Annotated in this window: 23 protein-coding genes; 9 read left to right on the top strand and 14 right to left on the bottom strand. The window is 60.6% G+C overall.

From position 1 onward, the window contains the following. The first annotated feature begins 62 nt into the window (after positions 1-62). Entirely contained in the window at positions 63-434 is a 372-nt protein-coding gene (locus tag ACSAMW_RS12720; protein WP_500590612.1) for a translation initiation factor Sui1, read from the top strand. A 123-nt stretch (positions 435-557) separates the two neighbouring features. Further along, positions 558-2,471, top strand: coding sequence for an arginine decarboxylase (speA, locus tag ACSAMW_RS12715; RefSeq protein ID WP_168082765.1), 1,914 nt, complete (start codon positions 558-560; stop codon positions 2,469-2,471). Here speA and ACSAMW_RS12710 read toward each other — a convergent pair. The 9 genes from ACSAMW_RS12710 to ACSAMW_RS12670 form a co-directional block, all read right to left on the bottom strand. Next, positions 2,456-3,805 (bottom strand): MATE family efflux transporter, encoded by a 1,350-nt coding sequence (locus tag ACSAMW_RS12710; RefSeq protein ID WP_500590611.1) that lies wholly within the window; start codon positions 3,803-3,805, stop codon positions 2,456-2,458. The genes speA and ACSAMW_RS12710 overlap by 16 nt on opposite strands. A 48-nt stretch (positions 3,806-3,853) precedes the next feature. After that, complete coding sequence (locus tag ACSAMW_RS12705) at positions 3,854-4,147, bottom strand: hypothetical protein (RefSeq protein WP_500590610.1); 294 nt, start codon at positions 4,145-4,147, stop codon at positions 3,854-3,856. Positions 4,148-4,271: 124 nt separating this feature from the next. Next, the gene (locus ACSAMW_RS12700; protein WP_168082759.1) at positions 4,272-4,742 is read right to left on the bottom strand and encodes a prepilin peptidase; all 471 of its coding nucleotides are present in this window, start codon (positions 4,740-4,742) and stop codon (positions 4,272-4,274) included. A 134-nt stretch (positions 4,743-4,876) separates the two neighbouring features. Further along, positions 4,877-5,437: a DUF4136 domain-containing protein gene (locus ACSAMW_RS12695; protein WP_500590609.1), complete on the bottom strand. Its 561-nt coding sequence runs from the start codon at positions 5,435-5,437 to the stop codon at positions 4,877-4,879. Positions 5,438-5,452: 15 nt separating this feature from the next. Beyond that, entirely contained in the window at positions 5,453-6,061 is a 609-nt protein-coding gene (locus ACSAMW_RS12690) for a DUF4136 domain-containing protein (protein WP_500590608.1), read from the bottom strand. A gap of 25 nt (positions 6,062-6,086) precedes the next feature. Beyond that, positions 6,087-6,836: a methyltransferase domain-containing protein gene (locus ACSAMW_RS12685; protein WP_500590607.1), complete on the bottom strand. Its 750-nt coding sequence runs from the start codon at positions 6,834-6,836 to the stop codon at positions 6,087-6,089. Next, the gene (locus ACSAMW_RS12680) at positions 6,833-7,138 is read right to left on the bottom strand and encodes a MazG-like family protein (protein ID WP_500590606.1); all 306 of its coding nucleotides are present in this window, start codon (positions 7,136-7,138) and stop codon (positions 6,833-6,835) included. Before ACSAMW_RS12680 ends, ACSAMW_RS12685 begins: the two co-directional genes overlap by 4 nt. 46 nt (positions 7,139-7,184) lie before the next feature. Continuing rightward, a complete protein-coding gene (locus ACSAMW_RS12675; protein ID WP_500590605.1) occupies positions 7,185-7,769 on the bottom strand; it encodes a LysE family translocator in 585 nt (194 codons plus the stop codon). Positions 7,770-7,841: 72 nt separating this feature from the next. Next, a complete protein-coding gene (locus ACSAMW_RS12670; RefSeq protein ID WP_500590604.1) occupies positions 7,842-8,666 on the bottom strand; it encodes an AraC family transcriptional regulator in 825 nt (274 codons plus the stop codon). A gap of 269 nt (positions 8,667-8,935) precedes the next feature. Between ACSAMW_RS12670 and ACSAMW_RS12665 the strand changes: the two genes are divergently transcribed. Further along, the gene (locus ACSAMW_RS12665; protein ID WP_500590603.1) at positions 8,936-10,651 is read left to right on the top strand and encodes a glycosyl hydrolase family 28-related protein; all 1,716 of its coding nucleotides are present in this window, start codon (positions 8,936-8,938) and stop codon (positions 10,649-10,651) included. A 4-nt stretch (positions 10,652-10,655) separates the two neighbouring features. On the opposite strand, the gene ACSAMW_RS12660 is transcribed toward ACSAMW_RS12665, so the two are convergent. Then, positions 10,656-11,669, bottom strand: a complete 1,014-nt coding sequence (locus ACSAMW_RS12660) for a bile acid:sodium symporter family protein (protein WP_500590602.1) — start codon at positions 11,667-11,669, stop codon at positions 10,656-10,658. Positions 11,670-11,751: 82 nt separating this feature from the next. Between ACSAMW_RS12660 and ACSAMW_RS12655 the strand changes: the two genes are divergently transcribed. Both ACSAMW_RS12655 and ACSAMW_RS12650 read left to right on the top strand, forming a co-directional pair. Continuing rightward, positions 11,752-12,576, top strand: a complete 825-nt coding sequence (locus tag ACSAMW_RS12655) for an AraC family transcriptional regulator (RefSeq protein ID WP_500590601.1) — start codon at positions 11,752-11,754, stop codon at positions 12,574-12,576. Between the two features lie 118 nt (positions 12,577-12,694). Then, complete coding sequence (locus ACSAMW_RS12650) at positions 12,695-13,591, top strand: PA4780 family RIO1-like protein kinase (RefSeq protein WP_500590600.1); 897 nt, start codon at positions 12,695-12,697, stop codon at positions 13,589-13,591. An 8-nt stretch (positions 13,592-13,599) separates the two neighbouring features. Here the strand turns inward: ACSAMW_RS12650 and cueR are convergent, their stop codons facing one another. From cueR to ACSAMW_RS12635, 3 genes are read right to left on the bottom strand one after another with little or no spacing between them, the layout of a single operon-like run. Continuing rightward, positions 13,600-13,995 (bottom strand): Cu(I)-responsive transcriptional regulator, encoded by a 396-nt coding sequence (cueR, locus tag ACSAMW_RS12645; protein WP_500594033.1) that lies wholly within the window; start codon positions 13,993-13,995, stop codon positions 13,600-13,602. Between the two features lie 10 nt (positions 13,996-14,005). After that, the gene (locus ACSAMW_RS12640) at positions 14,006-16,201 is read right to left on the bottom strand and encodes a heavy metal translocating P-type ATPase (RefSeq protein WP_500590599.1); all 2,196 of its coding nucleotides are present in this window, start codon (positions 16,199-16,201) and stop codon (positions 14,006-14,008) included. Positions 16,202-16,255: 54 nt separating this feature from the next. Beyond that, positions 16,256-16,648 (bottom strand): hypothetical protein, encoded by a 393-nt coding sequence (locus ACSAMW_RS12635; RefSeq protein WP_500590598.1) that lies wholly within the window; start codon positions 16,646-16,648, stop codon positions 16,256-16,258. A gap of 140 nt (positions 16,649-16,788) precedes the next feature. Between ACSAMW_RS12635 and ACSAMW_RS12630 the strand changes: the two genes are divergently transcribed. From ACSAMW_RS12630 to ACSAMW_RS12620, 3 genes are all read left to right on the top strand, one after another. Continuing rightward, positions 16,789-16,998 (top strand): heavy-metal-associated domain-containing protein, encoded by a 210-nt coding sequence (locus tag ACSAMW_RS12630; protein ID WP_500590597.1) that lies wholly within the window; start codon positions 16,789-16,791, stop codon positions 16,996-16,998. Between the two features lie 73 nt (positions 16,999-17,071). Further along, a complete protein-coding gene (locus tag ACSAMW_RS12625; RefSeq protein WP_500590596.1) occupies positions 17,072-18,262 on the top strand; it encodes a multidrug effflux MFS transporter in 1,191 nt (396 codons plus the stop codon). A gap of 302 nt (positions 18,263-18,564) precedes the next feature. After that, the gene (locus ACSAMW_RS12620; RefSeq protein ID WP_500590595.1) at positions 18,565-19,302 is read left to right on the top strand and encodes an ArsR/SmtB family transcription factor; all 738 of its coding nucleotides are present in this window, start codon (positions 18,565-18,567) and stop codon (positions 19,300-19,302) included. On the opposite strand, the gene ACSAMW_RS12615 is transcribed toward ACSAMW_RS12620, so the two are convergent. After that, the gene (locus ACSAMW_RS12615) at positions 19,295-20,245 is read right to left on the bottom strand and encodes an adenosine deaminase (protein ID WP_168083500.1); all 951 of its coding nucleotides are present in this window, start codon (positions 20,243-20,245) and stop codon (positions 19,295-19,297) included. The two genes, ACSAMW_RS12620 and ACSAMW_RS12615, sit on opposite strands and share 8 nt — an antisense overlap. Before the next feature lie 142 nt (positions 20,246-20,387). Between ACSAMW_RS12615 and ACSAMW_RS12610 the strand changes: the two genes are divergently transcribed. Next, the gene (locus ACSAMW_RS12610) at positions 20,388-21,482 is read left to right on the top strand and encodes a calcium:cation antiporter (RefSeq protein WP_500590594.1); all 1,095 of its coding nucleotides are present in this window, start codon (positions 20,388-20,390) and stop codon (positions 21,480-21,482) included. The last annotated feature ends 1 nt before the right edge of the window (position 21,483 follow it).

Genomic DNA, 21,483 nt, shown 5'->3' with positions numbered 1-21,483 from the left:
TTAGCAGGCGGGACGTTTGCCGGTAAACTGCGCGACCTTTTCGCCCTCGCCTGGGGATTGCAATGGCCAAGAAAGCTTCCTCCTTCGCCTCGCTAGGCGGCCTTGTCTACTCCACCGATAGCGGTCGGCACTGCCCCGGGTGTGGCCAGCCTGTAGGCGCGTGTACCTGTAGCAGCACCGTGCTGCCCGAGGGTGATGGCATTGCGCGGGTACGCCGTGAAAGCAAGGGGCGGGGGGGCAAGACCGTTACTACCGTGACCGGTGTGCCCCTGCCCCTTGAGGAACTCAAGGTATTGGCCACCAACCTCAAGCGCCGCTGCGGCACAGGCGGGGCGTTGAAGGACGGGGTTATCGAAATACAGGGCGATCACGTAGACCTGCTACTGGCCGAACTGATTCGCTTGGGCTTCAAGGCAAAGAAGTCCGGCGGCTGAAGCGCTTCTTTCTAAACTCGGCATGCTGGATGGGGTCTACCCGCCACGTACTGCTATCACCTTCTTCTCACCTTTGCGGCAGGCCAGGTGCCTGCCGGAACGGACCTATTACAGGGGACCTCGATGTCCGTAAGACGCACTCGCAAAGACGATGGCAGCCAATGGACCGTTGCGGACAGCCGCAGTGTTTATGGGATCAGGCATTGGGGCGCGGGCTATTTCGCAATCAACGAAGCCGGCCGTGTCGAGGTGCGCCCCAACGGGCCTGACAGCCCGGCTATCGACCTTTTCGAGCAAGTGCAGCAACTGCGCAAAAGCGGCCTTTCGCTGCCCTTGCTGGTGCGCTTTCCGGACATCCTCCAGCACCGCGTTCGCCAGTTGACGGGAGCGTTCGACGCCAATATCGAGCGACTTGAGTACCAGAGCCGTTACACCGCGCTGTACCCGATCAAGGTGAACCAGCAGGAGGCCGTGGTTGAGAACATCATCGCCACCAAAGATGTGTCCATTGGCCTGGAGGCGGGTTCCAAGCCTGAGCTGATGGCCGTGCTGGCCCTGGCGCCCAAGGGCGGCACCATCGTGTGCAACGGCTACAAGGACCGCGAATTCATTCGCCTGGCACTGATTGGTCAGAAGCTTGGCCACAATGTGTTCATCGTGATCGAAAAAGAGTCCGAAGTGCAGTTGGTGATCGACGAAGCCGCTGACCTGAAGGTCAAGCCGCAGATCGGCCTGCGCGTTCGGCTTTCTTCGCTGGCGTCCAGCAAATGGGCAGACACCGGTGGAGAGAAATCCAAGTTCGGCCTGTCGGCGGCGCAGCTCATTTCGGTGGTAGAACGGTTCCGCGAGGCCGAGCTGGAGCAGGGCATCCGCCTGCTGCACTTCCACATGGGGTCCCAGATCGCCAACCTGGCGGACTACCAGCATGGTTTCAAGGAAGCGATTCGTTACTACGGCGAACTGCGCAACCTGGGCCTGCCGGTCGATCACATTGACGTGGGCGGCGGCCTGGGCGTGGACTATGACGGCACCCACTCGCGCAATGCCAGCTCCATCAACTACGACATGGATGATTACGCTGGCGTAGTTGTAGGCATGCTCAAGGAGTTCTGCAATGCCCAGAACTTGCCTCACCCGCATATTTTCTCGGAAAGTGGCCGGTCCCTGACGGCCCACCATGCCATGCTGGTGGTGCAAGTGACGGACGTGGAGCGTCACAACGATGAAATGCCCGAGCTGCCGGACTACGACAGCCTGCCCGAAACCGTGCAGTGGCTGGCGGACCTGCTAGGCCCGACCGACCCAGAAATGGTCACGGAAATCTACTGGCGTGCCACTCACTACATCGGTGATATCGCGGCCCAGTATGCCGATGGCAAGGTTACCCTGGCTCAGAAAGCTTTGGCCGAACAGTGCTACTTCGCGGTCTGCCGCAAGTTGCACAACCTGCTCAAGGCTCGGCAACGCAGCCATCGGGCCATCTTGGACGAACTCAACGACAAGTTGGCAGACAAGTACATCTGTAACTTCTCGGTATTCCAGAGCCTGCCTGACACCTGGGCCATTGGCCAGGTATTGCCCATCCTGCCCCTGCATCGCCTGGATGAAGAGCCGGTGCGCCGCGCCGTATTGCAAGACCTGACCTGCGACTCTGACGGCAAGATCAAGCAATACGTGGATGAGCAGAGCATCGAGACCAGCCTGCCGGTGCACCCGGTGGCCAAAGGCGAAGACTACATGCTGGGTGTATTCCTGGTAGGCGCCTATCAGGAAATCCTCGGTGACATGCACAACCTGTTTGGCGACACCGATTCGGTGAACATCTACCAGACCGCCAGTGGCGGCGTGTACCACGCCGGTATCGAGACCCACGATACCATCGAGGACATGCTACGTTACGTGCACTTGTCCCCCGAGGAACTGATGACGCACTACCGGGACAAAGTGGCCAGCGCGAAGATCAGCCCGCGCGAGCGCACTGCATTCCTGGATGCCTTGCGCCTGGGCCTCACGCGTTCCTCCTACCTCGCCTCCTGACCTACCCAGCGCTGCTGGCGCGCAAGTACCAGGGCAATCCCTCCCAAGGTGATTGCCCTGAGCGTCATAAATACCAGAAAGCTTAACCACAACCCTTGGTTGCCCCACCCTTGGGTCAACCAGGCGACGGGTGCGGCCAGTGCGACACTGGCCAGCATGCCGTCGCGCATTTCCCGTGCGCGCGTGGCGCCTATGAACAAGCCATCCAGCAGGTAGCTCCATACCGCGATCAGTGGCAGCACAGCCAAGTACGGCAAAAACGCAGTAGCCGCTGCGCGGACGGCCAGAATATCGGTTTGCAAACCAATGAACAGGTCGCCGTACAGGCCAAAGAATGCCGCAAACACAAGGCTGGCCACCAACGACCAACCCGCCGCGACTACCAGCGCACGCCGCAGTGCCAGCCGATCGCGTGCACCAATGGCATGACCGCATAATGCTTCTACGGCGTGAGCAAGCCCGTCCAGTGCCTGGGCAGTGAGCATCAGGCCGTTGAGCAGCAAGGCGTTGGCGGCCACAGTGGCATCGCCCAGCCGGGCACCTTGGAGTGTAATCAGGAAAAACACAGCCTGAAGCGCCAGGCTGCGGATGAAAATGTCTCGATTAAGGCTTAGCAGGGGGCGCCAGTGTGACCACTGTCGCAACCTTGCCCAAGGGACTGTTCCGGCGTACGCGCGCAGTGCGGGCACCGCCAGTACCAACCCCAGCCCTAATGCTGCCCACTCGGAGATTACCGAAGCCCGGGCCGACCCGATGACGCCCCAGCCCAGCCCAAGCACGAACCAAAGGTTGAGCACAATATTAAAGCCGTTCGTGATCAACAGCATGGCCAGAGGCGCGCGGGCATTCTGGGTGCCAAGAAACCAGCCTACCAGGGCAAAGCTCCCCAGGGTCGCTGGCAAGCCCAGCAGGCGGGTATGGAAGAACACAAGCACATTGCTTTCAAGCTCGGCAGAGGGAGCCATCCAGCTGAGCGCCAAGCGGCTGAAGGGGATGGCTAGCAGCCCCAGCATCAACGAGAACGATGCCGCTAGAATCAGCCCTTGTGCCAGCACCTGGCGCAGGCCACTACCATCGCCGCGCCCGGCGGCTTGGGCAGCGAACCCTGTCGTGCTCATGCGTAGAAAACCAAACGCCCAGGCCAAAAGGCTGAACAAGCCAGCTCCCACGGCTACGGCACCGAGTTGGTGTGCATGGGGCAGATGGCCAATCACGGTGGTGTCCACTAGCGCTACCAGCGGCACCGAAACATTGGAAAGGATCATCGGTGCCGCAAGCGCCCATACCCGGCGGTGGGTGGGGCGGTGCAGCCAATCGTGGAGGAGGGACGTCATGGACGGTAAGCGCTTGAATGTCTATAAAGCGCCACCTTAGCCAAAGGCTTAATGAATAATCCAGCTCAACAGCCACAGGCCCAAAATGCCCCAGATAATACCCATCACGATGGATGCTCGCATGAAGGCACGAACGGCTGAGTACAGCAGCAACAAACCCACGATCAATGCGGCGATACTGATCAGTGAAGTATCCATCCCCAGCGTGCGAGACAGCCCTTCTACAAAGTTGCCCCCAGCATGTGTCAAGCCGCCAAAGAGCCATTCAAGGCCATCGACAATAAAGCGGATGACCGCACCGATCGCTTGGCCAAGCCATTCGAAAAAACCGTCTACCTGCATGGTGTGCTTCCAGTGGCCGGCGTTCGCCGGGTTCGTGGCGTTGGTCAGCGCAGCGGCCCGGTGGTTCCGTGGCCCCTGCTATTCCCCGGTAGCAGCCTGCTTCTACGGTCGCTAGTGCCAACAGCTAGCGTACCCAGGTAAGCGCGGCCAGGAACCCCATCAGCAGAAAGGGTACCAAAGGCGGCGCCAGCGAAGCGTCCGGGGCCAGGTTGGCCAGGCGTGCTCGCAGCTTGCGGTCCAGCTGCGCCCACACGCGCTTGCCCAGCATCAGCCACAGCACGGCTACGATCAGCGCAGCAACGAGCGTGCCTAGCCAGTGAACGCGATCGGTGGCCAGGGCCAAGGTGCCCAACAGTTTTACTTCGGCCTCTGTAAGCCGGCCATACCAGTAGGCCGGCAAGGTGAGCAACAGGCTGGAAGCCAACGCGAATGCGCCTTCGCTGGCACTGGCGCCCAGCCAGGTGTGGCCTGTGGAAAACAGATACCACAAGGCGAAACAGCCGCCGCCTAGGGTCAGGCTATTGGAAATATGCCGCTGGCGCAGGTCCTGTTCGGCACAAAAGGTGAACCAGATCAGTAATACGAGGCCTTGCATCGTCACACGTCCTTAAAGCGCCACTGTCTTGCTGGAAGCCTTTCCAGCACCCCGGCTTGCTTATCAAGAGTGCAGCTTCGAAGTCACGCGGCGTCAAGGCAACTTTAGCAACGGCCCTGTCGCCGCCCAGGTAGCTACCGTGGCGGATACTGGTCCAGCAAGCGTTTTACCGCTTCACGCAGGGCCTGCGACCGCTGCTCTGGGCTGGCATTGTCGTCGGTGAGCAGGCGTTCCTGGCTGGCCCGCCACACCAGTTTGCCGTCATGCCCATCGAGCAGATCTAGCTGCAGTGTCGCGACGCGGTAGTCCACGCTACGGGTTTCATTCCAGCCTGCCCCCATCCACGGGCCACCCCAGCCCGGCCCCCAAGGGCCCCCGTAATGGGTGGTGACTTGTTCCTGACGGTTATCCACGATCAGCCAAGCCTGTACCTTCACATCTGGCTTTGCACCTTGTGCGGGTCGCAGGCCACGTTGGTCCAGCTGTTCAGCCACGGCCTGGCGCAGGCGCTGCTCGGTAAGGTCGCTGCGGATGCGAGGGTCGTCCGGACGGTATTGCAGGGCAGGCTCCTGCCACGCCCAGCTGCGGTAAGCAGCAAAGTCTCGGCTGGCATCGTAATCACGGTTGGCCTGGTTGGCCTGACAGCCCACCAAGGCCAGCGCCAGGGTACAGACGGACAAAAGCGGGATACGCATGTGGACCTCCAGGAATCAATGAGGGGGGTATGTCGCCAAGGCACGGGTGATGGCGGTGCGCAAAGCGTCGGCGCGCTGGCCTTGGCTGCCCTGGGCCTGAGTGTCGGCGCTGGCAGACCACACTTCCTGCCCCGTACGCCCATCGAACAGGTGCAGGCGCACCACGGTGACCTGAACCTCGTAGGTGCGTACTACCGGAGGCGGGGCGTAATAGCCATACGGCCCGTAGGGCCTATAGCCCGGCCCGTAGCTCGCTCCATAGCCGTAATCGTCTTGCACCTGCTGAAGCCGCCGTTCCTGGCGCACCTCAACGGTTACGCGTACATCTGGCGCGCTGGTACGCGCCGGGCGCAGGCCACGCTGATCAAGCCCGGCGCTCACCGCCTCTGCGATTTCTTCGGAGGCCGCCCAGGGGCTACCTGCCGGTAGTTGGTTGTTGGTCCATGCCCAACTCTGGTAGCGGGCGTAATCCCGTGGTGCGGCTGGGTAGGCGCTGGTATCCAGGGGCAATGCGGCTGTGGCAGGCGCGGGTGGCATGGGCAGCGAGCTGGCCACGTAAGGGTTAGGTGCCTGGCAGGCCGCCAGCCCTAGACAGCAGCACAACATGGCAAGACGGCGTTGCATGGTTCTCTCCTGGGCGATGGCCCTCTCAGCGGGGCCGGCATACCCAATGAAGGTAGCGTCCCAACCCTGCATAAGCAGGGTGGCGGCGGTATTCCAGCTCCATGGCCACCAGCGCTTCAACGCTGGCTTTGGCTTGGAAGTCCACGGGCATGTAGTCGTGAAACACCCGCACCCCACTTCGGCTTTCGACCTGCCAGGCCGAGGCGAGTTGCGCGTCGATGTGGCGTGGGTCCAAAGGGGTTTGCGGCGTAAGGCTTTGCTTTTCACCGGCCAGAAGGTCTTGCTGGAGCTTGCGGAAGTGGCCTTTGAGCAAGTTGCGGTACACCAGTGCATCGCGGTTGTAGAACGCCAGGGACAGCCAGCCTTGGGGTGCAACCCACTGAGCCAGAGCCGGGAAGATGGCCTCGGGCTCGGCCAGCCATTCCAGCACGGCGTGGCACACCACCAGGTCGTAAGGCGCCTGAGCCAGGTGGGCCAATTCCTGCCAAGGGGCTTGAATGAACGTGCCGTGAAGGCCTGCTTCGGCAAAGCGTTCACGTGCCGCTTCCAACATGGGAACTGCCGGCTCCGCGAGCGTAACGTCGTGCCCTTGCGAGGCCAGCCAAGCGCCCATATGGCCGAGGCCAGCACCTACGTCCAGCACGCGCAGCGGCCGTGCGGGCAGGGCTTCAGCCAGGTCTGCCTGCAATACGGCCAGGCGGATGGCACCCTTGGCGCCGCCGTAGATCTTGTTGGCAAAGCGGGTGGCAAGGGCGTCGAAATGGCGGTCTTTCATTGTGCAAACCGCTGTTCGCTGTGGGCCAGCTTGGCCCGCACCACCGTGTCCATGTCCAGCCCCAGCTCACTGCACAGCAGTAATAGATAGAGCACCACATCGCCTATTTCCTGCCCCGCGTGGGCCAGTTGCTCGGGTGCCAGTTCACGGGACTGTGCTTCGGTGAGCCACTGGAAGATTTCCACCAGCTCAGCCATTTCCACACTGGCGGCCATGACCAGGTTCTTGGGGCTGTGAAAGCCTTTCCATTGGTTGTTATCGCGAATGCAGTGCAGGCGCTCGGTCAGTTCTTGCAGGTTCATGAGGCTCTCCTAGAGGCGCATAGCTTCAGCGCCCCAAGGGTGATAATCAAGCCTGTAACAGCGCAACGCCTGATGAAAGTACCAGCAGCAATGCCAGGGCGCGGTTCATCCAACGCAGGTGTGCCGGTGTATTCAACCAGCGTGCTGCCCCACGGCCAAGCAGGGCCCAGGCGCCGAGGCAGGGTAAGGCCACCAGAAAGAAGGCCATGCACAAGGGGGTGAGCGGTTGACCATCGGCCGTGAACACTCCAATTACAGCGAGCGCCATCAACCAGGACTTGGGGTTTACCCATTGCAGCAATAGCGCGCCGACCAACCCTAGCTCGCGTGGAAGCTCGCTGGTCGCGGCATCAAGGGGGACCACTGGCGATGTAAAGAGCTTCCAGGCCAGCCAGAGCATCCAGCACAAACCCAGGGCGGTCATGGCCGTGCGCGCATGGGGCAGCTCCAGCAGGGCAGTGCCTGCGCCCGTGCCGGCTATCCATACCAGCAAGGCGGCCCCCGCACCGGCCCCCAGGATAATAGGAATACAGGCGCGCCAGCCTCGGCGCGCACTGGTACTGAGCACAATCAGGTTGGTAGGGCCAGGGGTGATGGATGCAACGAACGCGAACAGGATGAATGCCAGCATGGGGCTTCCCTCGATAGGACAGTGAGGGCAGTGTGTGCAGGCAAGCGGGCAGCGTCTTGAAGGCTTGTGCGGCTATCGGCCGGTATGGCGTTGATAGTTGCCAGGGCTGATGCCATAGGCTCTGCGAAACCAGCGGCCAAGGTGGCTTTGGTCGGCAAACCCCAGCCGGCTGGCCACCATCGCTGGCGAAAGGCCGGCCGCCAACAGCTGGCGAGCGCGGCTAACGCGAAGCTGGATGAGCCAGGCATGAGGCGCTAAACCATAGGCCGCCTTGAACGCGCGGGTCAGGCGAAAGCGGTCTGTGTTGCAGGCCAGGGCCAGAGCCTCCAGGCTGATGTCCTGCTCATGGTGGGCCACGAGGTAGTCCCGGGCGCGGTGGGCGATGGCAGGCGCCCGTGGATCGGTAAGGCGCTGGTGCCAGTGCAGGTGCTTGGCCAGGCGCTCCAGCAGTGTATCGAGTGCGATGTCGCGTACCAGGCGAATGTCGTGTTGGTGCAGGGCATTGAAGGCTAGCAGTATGGCCTGTGCCAAGGCGGGGTCTTCGCTGAGTACCGTTCCGATTCCCGGTAGGCCGGTACCTCGTCGGTCGCCATACAGCCCATCAAAGGCCTGGTCCAGCCATGTGGGGTGCAGGTATAGCATGCGGTAGGTGAAACCGTCCGGGCTGGGCGCATCGCCATCGTGGATGTCGCCAGGCTCCAGCATAAAGACCGTGCCCGGCGTGCTGTCGTGGCGGGCCTTGCGGCTATTGAAGCGCTGCACGCCCTGTTCAGTGAAGCCGATCAGGTAAGTGTCGTGCCAATGGGGGTCGTACGCGTGGGCGTGCCCCTGAAAGTGGGCATGCAGCGTTTCGATACCGGTGTCCCGGTCCTGGGCGAGGTTGATCCAGTTACTCATGTCAGCAGGTACAATGGCGGCCGGTGCTCAGTTATCCACACAGGGTAGCGGCTGGCTAGAACGTTTGTGCATCGTTGGGCAGTCGCTACGCAGCAGGCTATATACGAAAAGTCCTGACACTTGGTGATGCTGCGTTGAAAACAGCTGGGGCCGCCTAGGCTCGGAATGCTCATTTACAACCAGTAAACTCCGCTTCCTCAGCTGTTTTCGCCTTGCCTGACCTTCGTGTCAGAACATTTCGTACACAGCCTAACAAACGGATGAACGACATGGCTCGGCAATTCAATGTGAAAGATTTTGGCGCGCAGGGCAACGGCAGTGCCAGCGACACGGCGGCCATCCAGGCGGCTATTGATGCGGCCGCCCGCGCGGGTGGTGGTGAGGTGTACCTGCCGGCAGGGACCTACAAGGTCAGTGGCGGAGCGCACCCGGCCGATGGCGCCTTGATGATCAAGAGCAATGTGTTCATCAAGGGCGACGGTATGGGCGAGACCGTGATCAAGCTGGCCAGCGGTTCCCACCAGGCGGTCACCGGCATCATTCGCTCAGCCAGTGGCGAGGCCACCCATGACTTCGGTGTGAGCGGCCTGACCATCGACGGCAACCGTGCCCATACCACCGGCAAGGTCGATGGCTGGTACAACGGTTTTCTACCCGGCGAACCCGGGCAGAACACGCGGGTGACGCTCAGCGAAGTGGAAATTCAGAACTGCTCCGGCTATGGCTTCGACCCCCACGAACGCACGGCTAACATGCTGATCGAGAACAGCGTGGCCCACGGAAACGGCCTGGACGGCTTTGTGGCCGACTACCTGATCGACAGCGTATTTCGTAACAACCTGGCTTATGACAATGACCGCCACGGTTTCAACGTTGTGACCTCTACCCACGACCTGGCGCTGCTGAACAACGTAGCTCACCACAATGGGGGCGCTGGGGTGATGGTGCAGCGTGGTCACGAGAACATTCCTACGCCAAACCACATCACCGTCAGCGGCGGCGAAAGCTATGCCAATGGTGCGGAGGGTGTCATGGTCCGGCTCGCGTCCGGGGTGGATATTTCGGGCATGGACATTCACCACAACGGCGGCTCAGGTGTTCGCCTTCATGGCGGCAGCAACGTAACCGTGCGCGATAACCTGATTCATGAGAACGCCCAGCACGGAGCGGCCCCGGAAGTGCAGCTTCAGCCCTACGATGATCACCATGGCAGCTCCGGCCAGATGCACCTGGCTGACCACAATATCATCGCAGGCAATGTGATAGCCGGTGGCGGCAACAGTACCTATGGCGTGGGCGAGCGGCATGGCGCTCAGAGCCATAACTCGGTCTACGACAACACCTTCACCCACCTGGGGCTGGGCACCACATTGTTGCAGGGCAGCGGTGATCACGTGGGCCATAATGACCTTATCGCCATGCTCAATGGCAGCGCGGGCCACGATCGAATTCAAGGCACAAGCGATGCGAACGTGCTGAATGGCAAAGCCGGTGCAGACACCTTGCTAGGGGGTGCTGGCAATGACCTGCTGTGGGGCGGGCTTGGCCGCGACCACCTTGCCGGGGGCAGCCAGGACGACACCTTGATAGGCGGCCAGGGGGCAGATGTGCTGGCAGGTGGCACGGGCAATGACGTGTTCCGCTTCACAACCCTGCAAGACAGCTACAGGACGGCCACGGTAAGCCATGCTGACCGCCTTCAGGATTTCAATGCCAGCCAGGATCGCATTGACCTCTCAGGGCTGGGGTTCACTGGGCTGGGTGATGGGCATGGTACTACCCTTAAGGTCACCGCCAATGCCGAGCACACCCGCACCTACGTGAAACAACTGGATCAGGACCTGCTAGGCCACCGGTTCGAGCTGACCCTGGACGGAAACCTGAGTGGCCAGCTCACTGACAAAGCGTTTGTGTTCGCAGACCCTCAACCGGCCCTGGAGCTGCTTGGCACCCTCGCAGGCCACGCGGATGCCACGCTGGCCTGAAGGCTCAGGGTGCTGCCAGTGCCGCGTCCAACCGTGCTGCGCGCTGGTTGTAAGTTTCGGCCATGACCGAGCATACGATCAGCTGCAGCGGGTGATAAATCATGATGGGTAGCAGGATAAGGCCGAGTGCGGGGTGCTGGCCGAAAATCAACGCCGCCATGGGCGCGCCGGCGGCCAGGGATTTTTTGCTGGCGCAGAACACACCGGCCACCTGGTCCGCATGATTGAAGCCCGCCCAACGTGTGACGCGTGTGGTCATCACCAATACGATGGCCAGCAGCAGGGCACTGCCCGCAAACGCGGCAAGGATCACGCTGCCGCTCTGCTGCTGCCACATGCCCGACAACATGGAATTGCAGAAGGCCGAATACACCAGCAAGAGGATCACGCATTTATCCAGAATATTGGTGTAGCGCTTGTTGCGCGCAATAAAGCCGCGTATCCAACGGCGGGCAATCTGGCCAAGCACCAGGGGCGCCAGCAGCATCAGGCTCAGGTCGAGCAGGGTGGGGCCTAGGTCGATCCCGCCTTGGCCCGTGCCCATTACCAGGCTGACCAGCCAGGGCGTGATGAAAATACCCAGCACGCTGGACAGGCTGGCATTGAGAATGGCACCCGGTACATTGCCCTTGGCGCTCCCGGTAAGGGCCACCGACGAGGAAATGGTGGAAGGCAGGGCGCACAAGTAAAGGAAGCCCAGCATCAGCATGGGTGGCAGGCTTTGAGCGCCAAGGTGGCTGGCAGCCAGCCACAGCAGCGGGAACACCACAAAGGTAAAGCCCTGCACCATCACATGCAGTTTCCAGTTGCGTAGCCCCCGGCCAATCTGCTCACCAGACAGGTTGGCACCGTGTAGGAAGAACACCAGGAACACCCCGATGTTGATCACTTTGTCCAAATGGAGGGCGCCCCCACGGCCGCCATAGCTGGGGAATAGCCAGGCCAGCAACGTGGCCAGCACCATGCCGCACAGGAACCAGTCGGTAACGAGTTTTTTCAGGTGTTTGAGCACAGACATAAAAGACCATTGGTAAGTGACGGGGCTACCTGAGCAAGGTAACGTGAATACCTTTAGCCGTCTTGCGACAAAAAGCCAGCCGATGACGCCAAATGGACACCTTCAACCTGCCCGTGCCATTCCCGCCCTTGCGCAATTGCCCAGGCCGCTATTTGCCAGGGCCGAGCGGTTAGGCGCCGGGGCCTGGACACCGCGCCATTGCCACCCGTGGGTGCAGTTCTCCTATGCCATCAGCGGCGTGCTGGCCGTGCATACCGAGCATGGCAGCTATTTTGCGCCGCCGCAGTGGGGGGTTTGGATACCGGCAGGGGTAGAGCATTGGGTCAATAATGCCGACCAGGCAGAAATGCGTAGCTTGTACGTGGATGAGTCGGTGGCAGGCCCACCCGCAGCCCGTTGCCGTGTGGTAGAGGTCACGCCCCTGACACGAGAGCTGATCAAGTCCTTTTCGAGCCTGGCTGCTGACTATCCCTTGGGCAATACGCCAGAGGCCCGGCTCAGCGCTGTGCTGGTCGATCAATTGCAAGGGTTGAGCGAGGTGGCCTTTTCGGTGCCGTTGCCCCGCCATCCCAGTTTGCTGAAGTTGTGCGAGGCGTTTATTGCCCAGCCCGATGCTGCTGATGCCATGGCTACATGGGCGCTTGCGCTGAAGGTGTCTGAGAAAACCCTGGCCCGTTTGTTCCAGCGTGAAACAGGCCTCACATTCCGGAGTTGGCGCCAGCGTGTACGCCTATTAGCGTCGCTGGGTGCACTTGAGGCCGGCAACAGTGTCACACAGGCAGCACTGGCCTGCGGCTATGAGTCCACCTCTGCCTTTATCGCAGCCTTCAAAGCCTTGTTTGGCGCCACGCCAGGCGAGGTGTTCCGAGGGAATTCGCTTAAGGCGGGTTGGTCTTCGGTTCAATAGTTGCCAAACTGGCGAGGCGTTTGCATTCGTAACGCTGCTGGGAGAGCATCCTGCGCCTGAATGCATATTTTGCCTCACACCCTTTGCTGTTCGGTTAAAAAGGACCCATGAGCAACCGATGAAGACGCCAAAACGCCTTGAACCCTTGATCGAAGACGGCCTTGTCGATGAGGTATTGCGCCCACTGATGAGCGGCAAGGAAGCAGCGGTGTACGTTGTGCGCTGCGGTACGGCCCTGCGCTGTGCCAAGGTCTACAAGGAAGCAAACAAGCGTAGCTTCCGCCAGGCAGCCGAGTACCAGGAAGGCCGCAAAACCCGCAATAGCCGCCAGGCCCGCGCCATGGCAAAAGGCAGCCGCTACGGGCGCAAGGAAACCGAAGAAGCGTGGCAAAACGCCGAAGTGGCTGCGTTGTTTCGCCTGGCAGGTGCCGGCGTGCGGGTACCCAAGCCCTACGACTTCCTGGATGGCGTGCTGCTGATGGAAATGGTGGCCGACGAATACGGTGAAGCCGCGCCGCGGCTCAATGACGTGGAGCTGGATGCCGATCAAGCGCGTGAGTACCACGCCTTCCTGATCAAACAGATTGTGCTGATGCTGTGCACCGGGCTGGTTCACGGTGACCTGTCCGAGTTCAACGTGCTGCTCGGCCCTCAAGGCCCAGTGATCATCGACCTGCCTCAGGCGGTGGACGCAGCGGCCAACAACCATGCGTTCAACATGCTTGAACGGGACGTGAACAACATGGCCCAGTATTTTGGCCGCTTCGCGCCGGAACTGAAGGCCACTCGCTACGCCAAAGAAATGTGGGCCCTGTACAAGGCGGGTACGCTGCTGCCTGAAACGCCCTTGACCGGCACGTTTGCAGAAGAGGAAGTGAGCGCAGACGTGAATGCTGTCATGCGCGAAATCGAGACGGCCAAGCGTGATGAAGCACGTCGCCAGGCGGCACGCGCCGAGCTGGAGGCACCGACCAGTGAAGCAAAAGAAGAACCCACACCGCCCTGGATGCGATAGAAGCTCATTCAACCCTGTGGCGTGGTCAACTGGTCGAGGATCGCGCATTCGGGTGAACCATTGCCTTGGCATTGGCTGACCAGCGCTTGAAGGTTTTCACGTAAGCCAAGCAAGGCCTGGATGCGTGCTTCAAGGGTAAGGATATGGCGCTTGGCCAAGGCCTGCACATCGGCGCTGGCGCGTGCAGGGTCGTGCTTGAGTGCAAGCAGCTGCCCTACCTCTTCAAGGCTGAAACCCAGGTCCCGGGCGTGCTTGATGAACGCCAGGCTTTCCAGTGCTTCGGGCCCATACAGCCGGTACCCACTGTGTGTTCTTACCGCCGCAGGCAGCAAACCGATGCTTTCGTAATGGCGGATCATCTTGGCGCTCAGCCCGCTGCGAGCAGCGGCTTGGCCAATGTTCAACGGTTGCATGTCAGGCCTCCTTAAAGGTCGAGGGTGACCAAGTGGTTAGCAACAGGGCATTGGCCATTACGCTTACACTGGACAACGCCATGGCTGCACCGGCAAACATGGGGTTGAGCAGGCCGAATGCCGCAAGGGGTATGCCTACCAGGTTGTAGGCAAATGCCCAGAACAGGTTCTGGTAGATCTTGCGCTGTATTCTGGCGGCGATATCCAGGGTGGCGGGCACCAGCGACAGGTCTGGCCGAACCAGCACAACCGCCCCAGCCTGGGCCGCTACATCGGTTTCGCCACCCATTGCAATGCCGATGGCCGCAGCGGCCAGCGCAGGCGCGTCGTTGATACCATCGCCCACCATCACCACCGGCCCTTCGGCGCTCAGTTTAGCCACTTGCTGGGCTTTATCAGCAGGCAGCAGTTGGGCCTGAACCTGAGAAATCCCAACGGCCTGGGCCATATGCGCCGCGCTGCCGGCATTGTCGCCAGTGAGCATATGGCAATCGATACCTTGGATACTCAGGTGGCGAACCACGCCTGCAGCATTGGCACGGGGTTTATCTACAAAGCCAAGCACGCCAAGCACGCGCGGGTGGGGCGCTTGCTCCAGTAGCCAAGAGACGCTCATGCCGCTGGCTTGCCACTGCCCAGTCAGATGCTGGAGGTCAGGTGCGTTGAGGCCGGCGTCCTCAATGACGCGTTGGCTTCCCAGTACGTAGCGACAGTTGTCGACCACACCCGCAATGCCGCGCCCTGGCAGGACGGTGATCGAGGCGGCCTGCAGCCGTTCGACACGCTGCTCGGTACAGGCGCGTTGCACCGCTTGTGACAGGGGATGTGAACTGCCTTGAGCCAAAGCACCGGCCAGGGCCAACAGAGGCTGTACCGTAGGGGCCGCCGCGTGAGTAGTAGCCAGTTCGACCCTGCCCTGGGTGAGGGTACCGGTTTTATCGAATACCACATGACGAACCTTGCTAGCGGCTTCGATGATACCGATGTCTTTAATCAGCACACCCTGCCGGGCGGCTGCCCCTGTCCCGGCCAGGATGGCAGCCGGTGTGGCCAGCCCCAAAGCACAGGGGCAGGCGATGACCAGCACACTGACAGCAGTAACCAACGCGTGCTCCAAGGAGCTTCCTGCCAGATACCAGCCCAGGCACGTGATCACGGCAAGCACAAGGATCAGTGGTACGAACACTTGGCTGACACGGTCCACAACCCGTTGCACCGGGGCTTTGGCCCCCTGTGCGGTCTCTACCAGGCGAATGATGCCTTCGAGGAGCGTTTCGGCACCCACGGCAGTGACTTCAACCACCAGCAGCCCTTCACCGTTCAGGGCGCCGCCATTGACACTGTCGCCCACAGATTTGGCGACCGGCAATGCTTCGCCCGTGAGCAGGGATTCGTCCACATGGCTAGCGCCCTCTACTACGCGGCCGTCTGTGGCAATACGGGCGCCAGGCAATACCTGTACCTGATCGCCCAGGCGCACGCTGGCCAGCGGTACGCTTACTGGCACACCTTGTTCGAGCCGCATAACGGTGGAGGGCCGTAACGCTTCCAAGGCACGGATAGCCCCTGCGGCAGTGTGCTTGGCTCGCGCTTCCAGGCTTTTGCCCAGCAGTACCAAGGTAATCACCATGGCGGACGTTTCGAAGTACAGGTGGGGAAGCTCGCCTGGGGCAGACCGGACCCACAGAAACAGGCTCAAACCGTAAGCGGCCGTGGTGCCCAAGGCTACCAGCAAGTCCATATTGGCCGAGTGCGCGCGTACTGCACCCCAGGCAGCTCGGTAGAAGCGCGCCCCTGCAAGCACCTGTACGGGCGTTGCCAAGGCCCATTGTGCCCAGGCGGGCAAAACCATATGTATGCCAAGCGGCATCAGGGCCATGGGCAGCAACAGGGGCATGGATAACACAAAGGCAAAGGCCAGCCACGCGTTCTGCCGCCAGCGCTCACGCTTTCGAATGCGATCGTCTGTAGCTGAATCCCGAGCCAGGCGGGCCTGATACCCCGCACGGTGGACAGCTTCAACCAGAGTAGCCGCTGCCAGGCTGGGCTGGGCGCTGACCCTTGCGCGCTCGTTGGCCAGGTTCACACGGGCAGTGTGCACGCCAGGCACGTTGGCAAGCGCACGCTCTACGCGGCCAACGCAACTGGCACAGCTCATGCCGTCTATAACGAATTCAAAGGTTGAGGGTTGGCCCATCGATCATGCCTCCTTCGAGAAGCATGAAGCCTCAACCTTGACCCCCTGGCAAGGTCAAGGGGCGTATTCGAGCGGCGCTGCCTTGAGGTACAGACCATTCGGGCCAGCGGCGATACGGTATTTGCGTATGTCGCCAGCCTGCAGCGTAAGTGTGGTGGATCGCTGTTCGCCCACAATACCTGGGCTGCACCCCGGCGCCTGCCCCGGCAATATCTGCAGGCGCACCACCAGCGGCCCGGGCGGCAGGTTATAGGACAAGGTTTGCTCAGGGAACAGCCGGCCTACCAGCTGGTCCTGCATATACAAGCCTATTTCACAGGAAGTGCCGACTTCGAGGCGTTCGCGTGAAACAATCAAGACGCCGTAGCCTTGGGGGTTATCTGCCATCGCAGGTGCCAGCGGCACGCCTCCAAGCAGGGCAAGCAAAACGGTGAGCATCCGGCGCATGGCAGCGGCTCCTGGGCAAGAACGACAGTTCAAGCTTGGCCGAGCCAACGGCGGATTACCAGCCCGGCAGGAAGGGCAAAAACTTGACCTTGCCCACGCAGGAAGGTTGAGCCTGCGATTTTCAATGACAGGAGGCACCAATGCATCACTTCAACGTACAAGGTATGACGTGCCAACACTGCATAAACGCCGTCAAAGACGCCGTTCACGAGTGGGATGCCAATGCCCAGGTGCAGGTAGACCTGGCAGCAGGGCAGGTCAGCATCGCCAGCGACTTGCCTGTGGAGCGGCTGCTGAGGGCTATTCAGAACAGCGGGTATGCGGCACAGCCGGCGGGCGAGACAGGCTAGCCTCTCCAGTTTTTAGGAATATCGCGCCAGGGGCGCGTTACACTAGCGCGCTACCCTGGCAGCCGACCCTCCCATGAACCTTCGAATCATTCTGATCCTTGGTGCGCTCAGCGCATTCGGCCCTTTGGCCATTGACTTCTATCTCCCCGGCTTTCCAGCCATGGCAACGGCGTTTGGAACGGATGAAACCCGTATCCAGAGCACCTTGGCCGCCTATTTCCTGGGCTTATCATTTGGCCAGCTGCTTTATGGCCCCGTGGCAGACAGGTTCGGGCGGCGTATCCCCTTGTTGTTTGGTGTGGTGGTGTTCACGCTGGCTTCGTTAGGGTGTGCCTTTGCGCCCACACTGGAAGCCTTGGTTGGGCTACGGTTCGCTCAGGCGCTGGGCGGGTGTGCGGGCATGGTGCTTTCACGGGCGATCGTCACTGACAAGTGCGACACTGTTGGCGCGGCAAAAGTATTCTCCCAGTTGATGCTTGTAATGGGGCTGGCGCCCATTTTGGCCCCCGTACTGGGTGGCTTTCTGGTCAATACGGCAGGTTGGCAGTCGATTTTCCTGGTATTGACGGTGTTCAGCGGCTGCTGCGCAGTGGCGGTGTACCTGGGGTTGCCCGAGAGCATTCCAGTGGATCGGCCTCGTTTACCCCTAAGCGGCGCCTTGGGCCAATATGCCCGCCTGCTCGCCGATCGCCCCTTCGTAGGTTATGCGTTGACGGGCGGCATCGCCATGGCCGGAATGTTTGCCTATATCGCAGGGTCACCGTTTGTGGTGATCAAGCTCTATGGCGTACCTGCAGAGCATTTTGGCTGGGTTTTTGGTACGAACGCTGCAGGTTTTATCTTGGTCGCCCAGGTAAATGCCCGTTTGCTGGGTCGCCTTGGCCCACAGGCCCTGTTGCGCCGTGGCGTGTGGGTGTATCTGGCCGCTGGCCTCACGCTGTTAGCCATTACTGCCACACGGCCTGATCATTTATGGCCGCTGCTCATCCCGCTGTTCGTATGCATTGCCAGCCTCGGCACCATTATTCCGAACGCATCAGCCTGCGCCATGTCGGGTCAAGGCCCGCGTGCAGGTAGTGCTTCAGCCATGCTCGGCTTCCTTCAGTTTGTTATTGCGGCCATCTCTTCCAGCCTGGTAGGCGCGCTGGCCAACGGTACTGCTTTGCCTATGGCGCTTGTGATTGCAGGCTGCGGAGCGCTGGCCCTAGCGGCCAGCGCGGTAACGGCCAGGTATGTGGCCAAGCGGGCCGCACTTTCTAGCTAAACCTGACAAGATTGTTTACCGCCGTTATACCGACTGGCAGTGTAGGCTTTTTTACTCCAGCGCGTCAGCCGTTTCCAAAGCCGAAACACTCACGCCTGTTCTGCCCCCTGCTAATGCTTGGCGGTTCCACTGGCGCTGCAAGTGAACGCCAAACTACGCCAACGCTGTGTGGCACAAGCGCTGCGGATGCGGCCCGCTGGCGCTTCCCATGGCCAATTTTCCCCCGGAAGCCCGTGCTTATAATGCGCTGGATCCGCTGGTGCTTGTACGGCTGCCAGCCTTCATACAGGGAGTGAATGAACATGGACTACATACCTCGCATCAGCCGAATCGCCACCTTGCTGGCAGACCCGAAGCGAAGCGCGATGCTATGGGCCCTGATAGACGGCGCTACCCGAGGGGCTGACGAACTGGCGAATCTCGCGGGGCTTACGCCGTCTTCAGCCAGCGCGCACCTGTCTCAGTTGTCTGCTGCTGGCTTGCTCAAGCGAGAGGCACGGGGGCGAAAACGTTTTTTCCGGCTGGCCGCACCTGAGGTCGGGATGGCAGTGGAAGCATTGGCCTCAGTACCTGCGGTTCAAAGTGAGCCTGAGCGACCTCCTGAGCGCTTGCTCCCGAGAAACGCCGGGGCAGTGCGCAAAGCGTGTATCTGCAAAGACCACTTGGGCGGGGAATTGGCCAATGAACTGTATGAGCAGTTCATCGAGTGGGGTTGGGTGGATATCCATACGGGAGGCGCCAGCCTTAGTTCTCAAGGCGTGCTTGCCCTGGCCGCTCGGGGGATTTATGTGCAGGCTTTCGCCCAGCGCGGGTGCCTGTCCGTTGTCACGTGCTGTGATTGGTGTACTGGGCGGCCTCATTTGAGTGGCGTGCTGGGCGCCAGCCTGCTGCAGTTGTTTCTGCAAAAAGGCTGGGTACGACGGCTGGATAACAGCCATGCCTTACGTGTTACTCGCCCGGGGCAGCTGGCATTGGCCCAGTGGTGCCAGCCCGGTGCCAGCGCTCGGCAAGCACCGGCTGCTCCGGAACAGGTTATTTGACCAGGCGTGCATCCAGGCTGTTTTGGGCCAGGCGGCGAGCCTGATCCTGGGTCATGCCCAAGTGCGTGTACAGGGCATGGAAGTTTTCCGTGACATAGCCACCGAAGTAGGCAGGGTCGTCCGAGTTGACCGTGACTTTTACGCCACGCTCAAGCATGTCAAGGATCGTGTGCTGGGCCATGTCGCCAAATACGCATAACTTGGTATTGGACAGCGGGCACACAGTGAGCGGGATCTGCTCATCGATGATGCGCTGCATCAGGCGTTCATCTTCAATGGCACGCACGCCATGGTCGATGCGCTGAATGTGCAGCAGGTCCAGTGCTTCCCAGATGTACTCGGGCGGGCCTTCTTCTCCGGCGTGGGCCACAGTCAGGAAGCCTTCGGCCCGAGCACGGTCAAAAACACGCTTGAACTTGCTGGGCGGGTGACCTTTTTCGGAGCTGTCCAGCCCTACGGCTACGAACGTGTCACGGAAGGGCAGGGCTTGGTCCAGCGTGCGTTCGGCTTCTTCTTCGCTCAGGTGGCGAAGGAAGCTGAGGATCAACCCGCTGCTCACACCCAGCTTGGCCTGGCCGTCCTTGAGTGCTGCATTGATGCCATTGAGCACCACGTCAAATGGAATGCCGCGGTCAGTGTGGGTTTGCGGGTCGAAAAAGGGCTCGGTATGTATCACGTTCTGCGCCTTGCAACGCTCCAGGTACGCCCATGTAAGGTCGTAGAAGTCCTGTTCGGTACGCAGTACATCGGCACCCCGGTAATACAGGTCCAGGAACTCTTGAAGGTTGTTGAACGCGTAGGCTGAGCGTAAGGCGTCCACATCCGCCCAAGGCAACGCGATGCGGTTGCGTTCGGCCAGTGAGAACAGCAGCTCAGGCTCCAGCGAGCCCTCCAGGTGCATGTGCAGTTCAGCCTTTGGCAGGGCGTTGAGCCAATCGTACATAGGGGTATCTCTGAAAGTCATTGCCCGGCATTTTACGCACGTATGGTGCTGTACGCACGGGCGTGAATGTCGCGGCGAAACCATCGCGGCCTGTAGGGGGTCAGTACTACAACTTTTACTTACCGTTGTTCAAAGGACTGCCATGTTCAAGCAGATCGCTGAAGAGAAATTTTTGTTGCTTGCGCTAGTGGCAGCAATTATCGCGTACCCCCTGGAACCTGCCATGGTGCACAACGGCCAGGTTACTGCCCTGGTCAGCGCTGGGCTGCTGGTAGCAGCAATCATTTGTGCTTCTTTACGTGTAGCACACCACGCTGAAATGCTGGCGGAAAAAGTGGGGGACCCCTACGGGACCATGATCCTTACCCTGGCAGCAGTGCTGGTAGAGGTCGTGATTCTGGCCATCATGATGAGCAACAACCCTTCTCCCACGTTGGTGCGCGATACGATCTATTCCGCTGTAATGCTCGACATCAATGGCATTCTGGGGCTTGCTGCATTGATGGGTGGCCTTAAACATGGCGAGCAGAGTTATAACGACGACTCGGCCCGCACCTACAGTGTGATGATCCTGACCGCCATGGGTGTGTCCATGGTAGTGCCGGAGTTCATTCCTGAAGGCCGCTGGGCCATGTACTCAGGCTTTACCATCGGCGCCATGCTGGTGCTGTACAGTTTGTTCCTGAGGATGCAGGTAGGGCCGCACAGTTACTTCTTCAGCTACAACTACCCTGAAAAGAAGCGCAAGAAACCTTCCACCGAAACCGTGGAAGAAAAACCGGTCAGCACGGCCTATTCCATTACAGTGCTTGTAATCGGCGTGGTAGTGATCGGTGCCTTGGCTGAGGTGATGTCCAAAGCTATGGACGTCGGCTTGGAAGGCAGTGGTGCACCGCCTGTGCTGTCGGCCATCCTGGTGGCTGCCATCTCCGCAGCACCCGAGATTCTTACTGCGTTGCGCGCGGCCTTGGCCAACCGGATGCAGTCTGTGGTGAACATTGCTTTGGGTGCTTCACTGTCTACCGTGATTCTGACGGTGCCTGTTATGGAAGCCGTGGCCTTGTATACCGGCCAGCCTTTCCAGATGGCGATGACACCTGTGCAAACGGTCATGGCTGTGATCACGCTACTGGTTTGCGCCATCAACTTGAATGATGGCGAAACCAATGCAATCGAGGGCATGACGCACTTTGTATTGTTCGGCACGTTTGTCATGCTCTCGCTGCTGGGCCTGTAGG

The sequence above is a fragment of the Pseudomonas sp. AB39(2026) genome (genome assembly GCF_059831485.1).
The sequence above is the reverse complement of the archived record's forward strand: the minus strand, read 5'-3'. Positions and strand labels throughout refer to the sequence as shown.

Coding starts and splice junctions, on each gene's coding strand:
- ACSAMW_RS12720 (WP_500590612.1), top strand. CDS start 63: ATGGCCAAGAAAGCTTCCTCCTTCGCCTCGCTAGGCGGCCTTGTCTAC.
- speA (WP_168082765.1), top strand. CDS start 558: ATGTCCGTAAGACGCACTCGCAAAGACGATGGCAGCCAATGGACCGTT.
- ACSAMW_RS12710 (WP_500590611.1), bottom strand. CDS start 3,805: ATGACGTCCCTCCTCCACGATTGGCTGCACCGCCCCACCCACCGCCGG.
- ACSAMW_RS12705 (WP_500590610.1), bottom strand. CDS start 4,147: ATGCAGGTAGACGGTTTTTTCGAATGGCTTGGCCAAGCGATCGGTGCG.
- ACSAMW_RS12700 (WP_168082759.1), bottom strand. CDS start 4,742: ATGCAAGGCCTCGTATTACTGATCTGGTTCACCTTTTGTGCCGAACAG.
- ACSAMW_RS12695 (WP_500590609.1), bottom strand. CDS start 5,437: ATGCGTATCCCGCTTTTGTCCGTCTGTACCCTGGCGCTGGCCTTGGTG.
- ACSAMW_RS12690 (WP_500590608.1), bottom strand. CDS start 6,061: ATGCAACGCCGTCTTGCCATGTTGTGCTGCTGTCTAGGGCTGGCGGCC.
- ACSAMW_RS12685 (WP_500590607.1), bottom strand. CDS start 6,836: ATGAAAGACCGCCATTTCGACGCCCTTGCCACCCGCTTTGCCAACAAG.
- ACSAMW_RS12680 (WP_500590606.1), bottom strand. CDS start 7,138: ATGAACCTGCAAGAACTGACCGAGCGCCTGCACTGCATTCGCGATAAC.
- ACSAMW_RS12675 (WP_500590605.1), bottom strand. CDS start 7,769: ATGCTGGCATTCATCCTGTTCGCGTTCGTTGCATCCATCACCCCTGGC.
- ACSAMW_RS12670 (WP_500590604.1), bottom strand. CDS start 8,666: ATGAGTAACTGGATCAACCTCGCCCAGGACCGGGACACCGGTATCGAA.
- ACSAMW_RS12665 (WP_500590603.1), top strand. CDS start 8,936: ATGGCTCGGCAATTCAATGTGAAAGATTTTGGCGCGCAGGGCAACGGC.
- ACSAMW_RS12660 (WP_500590602.1), bottom strand. CDS start 11,669: ATGTCTGTGCTCAAACACCTGAAAAAACTCGTTACCGACTGGTTCCTG.
- ACSAMW_RS12655 (WP_500590601.1), top strand. CDS start 11,752: ATGACGCCAAATGGACACCTTCAACCTGCCCGTGCCATTCCCGCCCTT.
- ACSAMW_RS12650 (WP_500590600.1), top strand. CDS start 12,695: ATGAAGACGCCAAAACGCCTTGAACCCTTGATCGAAGACGGCCTTGTC.
- ACSAMW_RS12640 (WP_500590599.1), bottom strand. CDS start 16,201: ATGGGCCAACCCTCAACCTTTGAATTCGTTATAGACGGCATGAGCTGT.
- ACSAMW_RS12635 (WP_500590598.1), bottom strand. CDS start 16,648: ATGCGCCGGATGCTCACCGTTTTGCTTGCCCTGCTTGGAGGCGTGCCG.
- ACSAMW_RS12630 (WP_500590597.1), top strand. CDS start 16,789: ATGCATCACTTCAACGTACAAGGTATGACGTGCCAACACTGCATAAAC.
- ACSAMW_RS12625 (WP_500590596.1), top strand. CDS start 17,072: ATGAACCTTCGAATCATTCTGATCCTTGGTGCGCTCAGCGCATTCGGC.
- ACSAMW_RS12620 (WP_500590595.1), top strand. CDS start 18,565: ATGGACTACATACCTCGCATCAGCCGAATCGCCACCTTGCTGGCAGAC.
- ACSAMW_RS12615 (WP_168083500.1), bottom strand. CDS start 20,245: ATGTACGATTGGCTCAACGCCCTGCCAAAGGCTGAACTGCACATGCAC.
- ACSAMW_RS12610 (WP_500590594.1), top strand. CDS start 20,388: ATGTTCAAGCAGATCGCTGAAGAGAAATTTTTGTTGCTTGCGCTAGTG.